The organism is Microcystis flos-aquae FACHB-1344, assembly GCF_014698375.1.
GTDB classification, from domain to species: domain Bacteria; phylum Cyanobacteriota; class Cyanobacteriia; order Cyanobacteriales; family Microcystaceae; genus Microcystis; species Microcystis aeruginosa.
Genome location: NZ_JACJSW010000017.1, coordinates 1 through 11,625 on the forward strand (window position 1 = coordinate 1; position 11,625 = coordinate 11,625).

Below are 11,625 nucleotides of genomic sequence, written 5' to 3' on the forward strand. Positions count from 1 at the left end.
AATATAGAAGAGTTAATGCAAATTAGCCGCTATCGGTTGAAGGATTACATCAAAGGACAAAGAGCGATATCGCTTGCCCTATCTACCTTCTAGCTCGCTTGTCCCCCTCTCAGAATTGGCGGTTATCAACCCGTCGCCTGGTTAGCAGGGAGGGATAAAAGCCGTTATCCCCAAGTTTATCGCACCCATCCCTTAGAAAGCAGCAATTACGGGTCAGTTGACCGCATGATTGGGGTGGCTAATCAGAAATGGCAAGAAAGCCGCCTAATAGCTCGTCCTGTCAATCAATTTCGGGGCTTTTTTCCCGAAGTTAACAATCAGAATCTTACGGAAATTGCGCTCGAAATCAAGGAAACCTACAATGATTATTTAAAGTCAGTGCGATCGCTTGAAGACCTGAAAAACCGGCATCCCGAACTGAGAGAACCTTATATCGAGGTAACATCGACTAAAAGTCAGAGAACGATTTACCTGACCCGACTAGATCGGTTTGGGACTTTAGAATCGGGTTTTTTCAGCCAAGATAAGCAGTTTCCCGTTGATTTACAGCTTGTTAAGAACAAGATTGACCGAGAGATTCCTAATTCTCTTTTGGCTGTAGCAACGCTCGATCTAGAAGGGAAATCAGTGGAACAACCGATTGGAGCGATCGCCTTATCATCGGTAGAGGAATACAACCTGAAAGCAGGAATAAATATGTAGAGATGGTGCGTCAAGAACACCCTGAAAGTGAAAGACAGCAATTAGCGGCGGCTCTCTGGCATCATGCTCATACCAGGGGTCATCAGTCATCAGATTTGCGTTTCAGTCCACTGATAACTGAAAATACTCCTCAACTCCCACTCTGCAATAACTACTGGCAGCCAGAAATACGTTCTTTCCATATCATACTTTGTGCTTTTTGTCAAAAAAACTTTTTTTTTGCAATAAAACTACACAAAAAAAAGATCATCGTTGTGGGTGAAATTGACTCATTTACCCGTCTTAATTAAGCTCACCTTGTAGATGTGGCAAGGGTTTCAGCCATTGCTGCCCAAAAAAGCACATAACAACCCATTGTGAAATTCTATCAAATCGCTGTAACCATTGGAACATCGTTGTTAAATAAAAATCTTTCTCAATTAATTCTTAAGAATTTGTAAATATTGCGGAATGTTAATTTAAATATTCTCAAGTTTTTGGAGTCAATATATAATGGTTGCTTATCTTTATTAAAAAATAGAACTCCTGCAAAATCCAACATCTACCATTGGGTTAGAAGTCAGTATTGAGGAGTCAGTATTCAGGAGATAGGAGATAGGAGACAGGTTTTAGGTGTTGGGGTTTTGAGGTGTTGGGGTTTTGGGGTTTTAGTTCAATTTCCCCACTTCCCCACTTCCCCACCTCCCCCCGCAACGCGCACGCAGTGGTCTCCCCATCTCCCCACACCCTACACCCTACACCCCACACCCCAATTCTTATGAGAGATTCCCTATCGAGCCATCTAAGAGTACAACAACATTGCCTCAATCAAGTTAAATTAGCCGTGAAAAAGCAGGGCTTTAGCAGTCAACGATCCTTAGCTAAAGAAGCTGAATTTAGTCTGGCTACTGTCAGCAACTTCCTGACTGGTAAACCGGTAGAACAAGCCACTTTTGCCCAAATTTGTCGTCGATTATGCCTCGACTGGCAAGAAATCGCCGCCCTGAATGTTCAGCTAACAGCACCCCCTCAAGACAAAATTCTGGTTAATTCGGCAGCCAAGAGCGAAAAATTGGAGACATTACCCCCCTATCCCAATGGGGCAGTTCCCCTTGGTTCCCCATTTTATTTAGAACGTCTTCCCCTCGAAGAACAGATAAGGCAGGAAATCAAGAAACCGGGGGCTTTAGTGCGGATAAAAGCCCCGAAAGAAATGGGCAAAACTTCCCTACTTTTGAGAATGCTCGATTTTGCCAAACAGCAAGGCTACCGCACGGTGAGTTTGAACTTAGAACAGGTGGACCAGGCCATTTTGAGTGATTTAAACCAATTTTTGCGCTGGTTGTGTGCCAATGCCGCCCGTCAACTACAGTTAAAACCACAATTAGATGAGTATTGGGATGAGGATTTAGGCAGCAAGATTAGCTGTACGGTTTACATTCAAGACTATATCCTGGAATCGATTACCGCCCCCATTGTCCTCGCTCTCGATGAACTTAATCAGATGTTTGAACATCCCCAAGTGGCCAAGGATTTTTTACCGCTGCTGCGTTCTTGGTACGAAGAATCCAAAACCCTACCTATCTGGCAAAAACTCCGTCTTATCGTCGTCCATTCCACGGAAATTTATGTCCCCCTGCAGCTCAATCAATCCCCCTTTAACGTGGGATTCCCCGCACAGCTAAGTCATTTCAGTCTTGAGGAGGTATTACAATTAGCCCAACGTTATCAACTCACCTGGGAAAATCAGGAAAAAGTCAAACAATTGATGGAGCTAGTGGGAGGACACCCGGCTTTGGTACAAACTGCCCTCTACTATCTCAGTCGGGAGGAAATAACCATGACGCAAATATTAACCAGTGCCACCTCCCTCACGGGGATTTATGCCCATCACCTGCGGCGCCATTGGGCGGTATTAGAACAACAGCCTGAACTAGCAAAAGCCCTCGATCGGGTGATGAGCGCGGTGGAACCCGTACAATTAGACCCAATTCTCGCTTACAAACTCAGCAGTATGGGGCTACTCAAACAATCGGGAGATAAAGTAGTACCCGGCTATGAATTGTATCGACGCTATTTTTTAGAGGTGAAATCCTCTATCAGTTATCAGTAAACAGTAATCAGTTATCAGTGAGGGTGTAGGGTGTGGGAAGTGGGGAGAACAAAGCTGCCTTTTGCATGAGTGCCTTTTGAACCTAGTAAATCAATTTTGTACGATTACTTATGAATATGTCAATCAAAGATACTGTCCAAAATACTGTCAACGTTAGTAATTTTAGTCGCTCGCAACTCGGTCGGCCGGATGAGAACAATTTATATAAGGCAGTCGCCACAATTACCGAGGGACATTGGCCGGAAAATCTGTCGGGATACGTTTTTATCGTCTGTCCTTTTCATAGAAAAAATGACCGTCATTTGTTCTCTGGCGAAGGTGTAATTATTAGATGGGACTTGCAAGGGAAAAATAATCAAGTTAACGTTTACAGTAAAAAACTAAAAACTTGGGATAGTTTTTGGCGAAAAGTTTTACCGATATTTAATATTAGTCAAGCCACTTTTCCAGCAGTGGTCAGCATTTTAGGTTCTTCGGAAATAGCGAATACTGCTATGGTTAAACTAGAAAAAGTTGCCGAAGATAAACAACTAGAAGAAACCAGATTAATCCTCACTGCCGATGCGGGACGTTACTGGGAAGTGGATCCCGTTTCCCTGGATACTATCACTCCGATTGGTTATTTTGACCAACATCTTGTTTCCGTACCTTTATCTTTTTTCCCAGTCCTAGAAAATACCGCTCACCCCTTCTACGACAAAAAGACCAAAGAATTTATCACCTGTGAATTAAAGCTAAAACTTGTATCGGGAGGTATGTTAAAAGATTTAGATAAATCGGTGTATATTGTTCTTTGGGATCAACAAAAACAACTTAAACCCTGGAAACTACAGGGAACTATCCTCGATGGTAGTCCCCATTCGGTCATCGTTACCGAAGATTATATCATGATTCCCGATATGCCTTTTCAGATGGGAGTAGCCAAACTATTAGGTATCAGAATCAGGCCCGAAGAAACCTATCCGAAAACTCAAATTTATCTGGTTAAACGTCAAGACCTCAAGGAAGAAGAAACCAGCGTTCCCTCGCGATTAATTACCTTCAATGGCGACAGTTATCACTTCCTTTGTAGTTACCATAGTACCAACGGTCAAATTCAGATTGTGGCTATCCAAAATGCCACTATTAGTTTAACCGAAGCGATCGAAAAAGACGATATCCAACATTTTACCGGTCAGAGTTATCCCCCCGAATACCACGGCATCCCCTGGATGTTTTCCTTTGACGTCGGAGTGCTGCGCAAAGTGGTTATCGAAGATGCCAGGGTGATGAGCGAACAAGCTTTCATCCATCCGGGTTGGTTCTGTACCAGTCTCTACACCGCCGACCCGCGGGAATCGGAACAGGGATACAGTGCCGTTTATCAAATCTATCTCGGTTATGTGCGCGAATTAATCTGTCGTCGTCAGTATATGGATTGTCGCGACCAAAGTAATCGCATCCTCAGCGATGCCGAACTTCCCTGTCATGACTTGCCCTCGGTATTAGCCAAGGTTCCCTTTGATAAGGATTGGAATCAGTTAACTGAACAGATTAGGCAAGAAAAAAATGCCAGTGATACTCATGTATCACATTTAGGTCGGGGACTACTGGATTTTTATGTTTGTCCTGATGGCTATATTTTAGATAGCATTCAGTTTATTCCCCAAGAACAGGCCTATCTATTGACGACGGTTTTAACCCCGACCAGAGTATTAGAAGCTTGGTTATTTAACCCTGACAATCTCAAGGACGGACCGATTGCTAAACTGAGCTTGCCGGAAGATGTTCACTTTGGCTTGACCTTGCATTCCGAGTATTTCGAGCAGGTGGTCTCTTCTCCCCGTCCTTCCGTCTCACAGGTAAATCGAGTTCTTTCAGCCTTGCGGAGTCTTGTCTTGGTTCCCGTAGAATTTTTCTTGGGGAGACCCGCAGCCGTTTACAATCGCCAAGTAAAAAAATGATTGTTCTCAAAGGATACGACATTCTTGCCCAGGTTTACGAAAGCGTTAACTCAGAAGTCTATCGGGCCATTCGCACCGTCGATAATCAACCGGTTATGCTCAAAATCCTCAAGCAAGAATATCCCACCACCCAAGAACTAACCCACTACAAACAGGAGTATAAAACCATCTGCGGTCTGAACTTCGAGGGGGCGATTAAAGCCTATGGTTTAGAAACCTACCGCAGAACTCCCGTGATTATTTTGGAAGATTTCGGGGGTATATCCTTAAAAAAATGGCTAGAGGGCAAACCCCTGGCCTTAAGGGACTTTTTAAGCCTTGCACCCCGAATAGTGGCTAATTTAGAGAAAATTCACAACGCCAAGGTTATTCACAAAGATATTAATCCTGCCAATATAGTTCTTAACCCCGAAACCGGACAAATTAAAATCATCGATTTTGGCATTGCCAGCGTCCTGCGGCGGGAAAATCCGGGGCTAAAAAATCCCAACGTCCTTGAGGGGACTTTAGCCTATATTTCTCCCGAACAAACCGGACGGATGAATCGCAGTCTCGATTACCGCACGGATTTTTATTCCTTGGGCGTTAGCTTCTACGAACTTCTCACCGGACAATTACCTTTTCGGGCTAAAGATGCTTTGGAATTAGTTCACTGTCATCTGGCAAAACAACCTTTGGAGATTAATAGTCTCGTCAGGGAGAAAATTCCCCCGGTGGTGGAGGCAATCATCATGAAACTGATGGCTAAAACCCCCGAGGAACGATACCAAAGTGCCTACGGTATTCGAGCAGATTTAGAAGAATGTTTAAGACAACTAGAAACAACGGGTAAAATTGAGGATTTTGTCATCGCTAGGCAAGATCTAGCCAATCAGTTCCAAATTCCCCAAAAACTCTACGGTAGGGAGGCGGAAATCGCCACTCTCCTCACTGCTTTTCAACGGGTAGCCACGGCGGATAAAAACTCCTCTCACACCGAACTGATGCTAGTTACGGGTTATTCTGGCATGGGTAAAACCACCCTGGTTAGGGAAATTTATCAGCCAATTACTGAAAAACGCGGCTTTTTTATCTCTGGTAAATTTGACCAATTTCAGCGCGATATTCCCTATGCTGCCGTGATTAGCGCTTTGACTCATCTCGTCAAGCAACTTTTGGGGGAAAGTCAACCACAACTGCAACTATGGCGACAAAAACTCCTCAAGTCTTTGGGGACGAATGCACGGGTTATTATTGACGTGATTCCCCAACTAGAATTAATTATCGGTCCACAACCAGAGGTGTTACAATTAGGAGCGATCGCTACTCAAAATCGCTTTAATTTAGTCTTTAAAAATTTTATTCGGGTCTTTTGTTCCCCGGAACATCCTCTGGTCATCTTTCTCGATGATTTGCAATGGGCAGACTTGGCTAGTCTCCAGTTAATAGAATTAATTATGCTCGATGGCGATATGGACTATTTGTTTTTAATTGGCTCCTATCGCAGTAATGAAATTAATTCCACCCATCCCCTAACCGCTACCCTGGATAAATTAGAGCAGGGGGGCATAATTATCAATCAAGTTATTTTAAAACCTCTGGGGCTTGAACAGGTCAATCAGTTAATTGCAGAGACATTAAATCATTCACCAGAATATGTGCAATCTTTGGCCGCTTTAGTCTGGCAAAAAACCCACGGTAATCCTTTTTTTGTCAATGAATTTCTCAAAACCATCTACTGGGAAAATTTGCTATTTTTCCAACCGGGGCAGGAAACAACCACTAAAACCGACAATAATAGGGGCTATTGGCAATGGCATCTCGGTCAAATTCAAAGGATTGGCAGTACCGATAATCTGATTCAATTTATGATGGGCAAAATGCAGAAATTGCCTCCCGAAACCCAAGAAGTCTTAAGTTTAGCAGCCTGTCTTGGGGCAGAATTTAATTTATACATTCTGGCAATAATCTCTGAGAAATCACCTTCAGAACTTTTACCAATTTTAACTTCTAGTAGCGAAGCTGGTTTAATTATTCCCCTCTCCGAATTAGATGAACAATTACTGATTCAAGAATATAAATTTGCTCATGATCGTATTCAACAAGGAGCTTACGCTCTCATCGAAGACAGCAAAAAAGCTTTAATTCATTTGAAAATTGGTCGCCTACTTTGGCAGCATACTGCCACCAATGAATTAGCGGAAAAGATTTTTAAAATAGTCGATCATCTCAATCTTGGTTATCAACTAATTAGCGAGGAAAAAGAACGAGAGTCAGTGGCTAACTTGAATTTACTAGCAGCCCAAAAGGCAAAAGCCGCTAATGCCCAAACTGGAGCCTTAAAATATATTAAAATCGCTCAAAAACTTCTCAAAAAATCAAGCTGTAAAAATAACTATCAACTGACTTTAAATATTTATTCTGAAGCCACAGAAATCGCCTATTTAAGTGGTAACTTTGAGCAGATGCAACGCTGGGCTAATCTCGTATTAAAACAGGCAAAAACCACCCTAGATAAGGTGAAAGTTTATGAAGTAATCATCGAAGCGTATCACGCCCAAAATCACGAACTAAAAGCGGTACAAATTGGCTTATCTGTCCTCAAAAGCTTAGATTTCGAGATTCCTGAATCCTTACAATCATCAGATATTCAAAAAGAACTAACTAAAACCAGGCAAAAATTAGCGGGGCAAAATATCGAAGATTTAAGTAATTTACCGCCGATAAATGAGGAAGAAAAATTAGCAATCATGAAGATAGCGGCTGCCATATTTTCTCCTGTTTTTATTGCCGCACCTCATCTCTTAACCATCCTAGTATCAAAACAGGTTAACTTATCAATTCAGTACGGCAATAGTTATCTAGCGGCTTTTACCTATGTTAATTATGGCTTAATTCTTTGTGGTCTTTTAGAAGATTGGGAAACGGGTTATCAATTTGGGAAATTGGCTTTAAACATTGCCGATAAATTTCATGCCAAAGCCCTGATGCCGAAAATAATTGCCGTCTTTTCCACCACTATTAGTATCTGGAAAGAACCGATTAAAAATTCCCTGTCCTTGTTAAAATCTTCCTATCAAACTGGTTTAGAAATGGGTGATCTATACTACGGAACAACCTGCGCCTATCTTTACTGTTTTCATTCCGCCTTTATCGGACAGGAATTAACCGAATTAGCTGGAGAAATAGCTAACTATGATCTGGCTTTTGTTAAGCTCAAACAAGAAAACACCCGCAACTATCTAAAAATCTACGGTCAAACAGTTTTAAATCTGCTGGGGCGCTCGGAAAATCCCGGTCATTTAGAAGGACAGTACTATCAAGAAACTCTTATGTTACCGTACCATGTAGAGGCTAATGATCTCTACGGTCTCTGTGCTTTATTTGTTAATAAATTATACCTTTGTTATCTATTTGGACAGTACGAACAAGCCATTGAAAATGCTAACCAAGCCCAAAAATATCTGGGAGGAGCTACCGCTACTTTCTTGATTCCTCTGCATAATGTCTATGATTCCCTCGCCCATTTAGCTATTTATAATCATCTGGACAATGACCAAAAACAGCAAGTATTAGAACGAGTGACGAATAATCAGAAAAAGCAACAGGAATGGGCGAATCAAGCACCCTCTAACTATCTCCATAAATTTTATTTAGTGCAAGCGGAAAAGGAGCGAGTGCAGCAATCTTATCTAGAAGCCATAGAAAACTACGATCTAGCCATCGCTAAAGCCAAGGAAAATGAATATATTAATGAAGAAGCACTAGCTAACGAACTAGCGGCGAAATTCTATCTCGATTGGGGTAAAGTAAAAATTGCCAAAACCTACATCAATGAAGCTGCTTATCTCTATTCTCTTTGGGGAGCAACAGCTAAAGTCAAAGATATAGAAAGCCGTTATTCTCAGTTAATGGTCAATAATTATGGTTCCAATTCCCTGACCGAAACTAGGAAAACTACCACCAGAAAAAATTCAGTTAGTCATGCGGGAGAACTGTTAGATTTAGCCACGATTATGAAGGCATCCCAAGCCATTTCTAGCGAGATAGTTTTAGATAAATTACTCGCCACCCTGATGAAAATTCTCATCGAAAATGCTGGGGCGCAGCTGGGCTATCTTATCCTAGAAAGCGGCGGACAACTATTGATCGAAGCCTCCGGTTCCGTGCAGGAAGATGGGGTGACAGTCTTTAAATCTAATGCCATCGAAGAACATCTTCCCGTCTCAATTATTAACTATGTAGCCCGGAGCGGTCAAACCGTTCTTAATAACGATGCCGCCCATCACGGCAATTTTAGCAACGATCCCTATATTAAAACCCATCAAACCAAATCGCTGCTCTGCACACCCCTCCTCGACCAAGGACAACTACGGGGAATTGTCTATCTAGAAAATAATCTCACCGTCGGGGCTTTTACCCAAGAAAGATTGGAAGTGCTGCAACTGCTCTCCAGCCAAGCGGCGATCGCAATTACTAACGCCAAACTCTACGCCGAAATCAAAGCTAAACAGAGACAACTAGCGCAATTTTTAGAAGCCATGCCAGTGGGGGTATTTGTTCTGGATGCCGACAGTCAACCCTATTATGCCAATCAAACCGCCCAAGAGATTTTAGGAAAAGGGATAGTTAATATCACCACGGCTAATCAGTTGGGGAAAACCTATCAGTTATATCAAGCTGGAACCGATCGATTGTATCCCACCGAAGACCAGCCGATTGTCCGAGCTTTAAGGGGGGAAAAAAACACGATGGATGATCTAGAAATTCACCAAGGAGAGAAGATTATTCCCCTAGAAGTGTATGCCACGCCCGTTTTTGACGAAAAAGGAGAAATTATCTATGCGATCACCGCTTTTACCGATATTAGCGAACGAAAACAGGCGGAAGCGGAACGGATTCGCTTTACCGAAGAATTAGCCGAGTATAGCCGCACCCTAGAACAGAAAGTGCAGGAGCGCACCCTAGAACTCAGCCAAACCCTAGAAATTCTCAAGGCCACCCAAGCCGAATTACTATTTGAAAATGAACTGCTCAGAAGTAGCGAAGAATCTAGCACCTTTGACTACCAAGTGGGGGGCAGTTTGCCCATGGATGCCCCCACCTACGTGGTCCGCGCCGCCGACCGTTATCTCTATAAAGCCCTCAAACGCGGCGATTTTTGCTATGTTCTCAATCCCCGTCAAATGGGTAAGTCTAGTTTAATGGTACGCATGATCGACCACCTCCAACACGAGGGGGTCTGTTGCGCTCCCATTGATTTAACCCGCATCGGCAGCGAAAATGTCACTCCCGACCAATGGTACAAGGGGATAGCCTTCGAGTTAGGGCGACGTTTTGGACTGCTCAAAAGGGTCAATCTCAAAGCTTGGTGGCAAGAACGGGAAGATGTCTCGGCAGTACAGCGCTTGGGCGAATTTATCGAAGAAGTGTTATTGCTGGAAGTGGGGATCGTGGAAGGTTCTCCCCCGAAACCGATCGCGATTTTTATTGATGAAATTGATAGCGTTTTGGGCTTAAATTTTGCGGTTAATGACTTTTTTGCCCTGATTCGTTCCTGCTATAACCAGCGTGGTTTTAACCCGCTCTATCGGCGTTTGACCTTCGCTTTCTTCGGTGTTGTCACCCCCTCCGATTTAATTACCGACCACCAAATCACCCCTTTTAATATCGGTCATTCGATTCAATTGGAGGGTTTTAAGGAACACGAAGCCCAGCCTTTACTGCGCGGATTGGCCGAGAAAGTCAGTAACCCGCAAACTGTCTTAAAAGAAGTCTTTGCTTGGACAAACGGTCAACCTTTTCTGACCCAAAAACTCTGTCAGTTAATTCGCACCGCTGCCTCACCGATTCCCCCCAATGGTGAGGCCCCCTGGATTGAGGACTTAGTACAGAAGAAGATCATTGACAATTGGGAGGCTCAGGATGAACCGGAACATCTGCGCACTATTCGCGATCGGCTCCTCAACAGTCATCGCTCCCAGTTGCTCCTGAGACTCTATGAACGGATTTTAAGGGAAAAGGAGGTGATTGCCGAGGATAGCCCCCCAGAAAAAGAGTTACTTTTATCGGGGTTAGTGGTCAAAGACCAAGGCCGGCTGCGGGTTCATAATCCCATCTATCAAGCAATCTTTAACCTCCATTGGCTGACCCTGGCAAAATCAACCTAATGGGACTTAGACAAAAAACAAATCGAGAAAAGCCTCAACTCCAATCCCCGCTTGGGATTTACTTCGAGAAGCCCAAAATCGCTGAAACCCAGATAGATCAAGGAAAATCATAAATCGAGGTTAACCCTTTGTCCCGTAATGGTTTGAGCCTTTTTTGCTGACCGAAAACGCCTAAGTCCCACTAAGACTAAATCCTGTTTAAAAGGCATAGGATAGTGGGAAGTTGTGGAACAATACCCAACTGGGTTTTTAAAGTTGGATTGGGAGTTAATCAAACTATTAAAAACGGATTTGCTATTACACCCGAAGCAATCGCCGATTTAGCAGCACTCGCTCCTATCATTCCAGAGACCAAAACCCTTGAAGTCCCCAAAAACTCCAAAATCTGAATCGCTAGTTGGAGTTGGCTGAATAAATCTAAAAACCTTGTTGGATAAGACTTTTAGACTTTTTTTCCCTCAAAAAGTGCCAGCCATTGCGGGGATCGGGGGGAAAATTCCGGGACTTTTTCCCTGAAAATTAGGTAATTGACCCCCTCAAAATCGGTAAAACCCCACACCCCCCCTGCCCCTAGGGTTGATTCATTTAAATTAAGTACAGCGGATTTTGAGTCAATAAATTTGACTGAAGATTCTCAAGTTTATCTTTTTCTAACCAAAAGAATCAGTCACAATAACTAATCTTTAATCCTCTGCCAAATTTATTATGAATAAATTGATAAAGCTTGTTCCCAAGCCAC

The 11,625-nt window shown here is 43.0% G+C and carries 5 protein-coding genes; all 5 read left to right on the forward strand.

Translation table 11 applies throughout. From position 1 onward, the window contains the following. The first annotated feature begins 234 nt into the window (after positions 1–234). The 5 genes from H6G48_RS00680 to H6G48_RS00695 all read left to right on the forward strand — a co-directional run bounded on the left by H6G48_RS00680 (position 235) and on the right by H6G48_RS00695 (position 10,886). On the forward strand, positions 235–702 hold the full coding sequence (locus tag H6G48_RS00680) for a hypothetical protein (RefSeq protein ID WP_242034478.1): 468 nt from the start codon (positions 235–237) through the stop codon (positions 700–702). A gap of 2 nt (positions 703–704) precedes the next feature. Further along, positions 705–992, forward strand: coding sequence for a hypothetical protein (locus tag H6G48_RS25895; RefSeq protein WP_242034479.1), 288 nt, complete (start codon positions 705–707; stop codon positions 990–992). Positions 993–1,459: 467 nt separating this feature from the next. After that, entirely contained in the window at positions 1,460–2,794 is a 1,335-nt protein-coding gene (locus H6G48_RS00685) for an AAA-like domain-containing protein (protein WP_190718081.1), read from the forward strand. Positions 2,795–2,904: 110 nt separating this feature from the next. Further along, positions 2,905–4,737, forward strand: a complete 1,833-nt coding sequence (locus H6G48_RS00690) for a carotenoid oxygenase family protein (RefSeq protein ID WP_190718084.1) — start codon at positions 2,905–2,907, stop codon at positions 4,735–4,737. Then, a complete protein-coding gene (locus H6G48_RS00695; RefSeq protein ID WP_190718086.1) occupies positions 4,734–10,886 on the forward strand; it encodes an AAA family ATPase in 6,153 nt (2,050 codons plus the stop codon). Before H6G48_RS00690 ends, H6G48_RS00695 begins: the two co-directional genes overlap by 4 nt. Positions 10,887–11,625 lie beyond the last annotated feature (739 nt).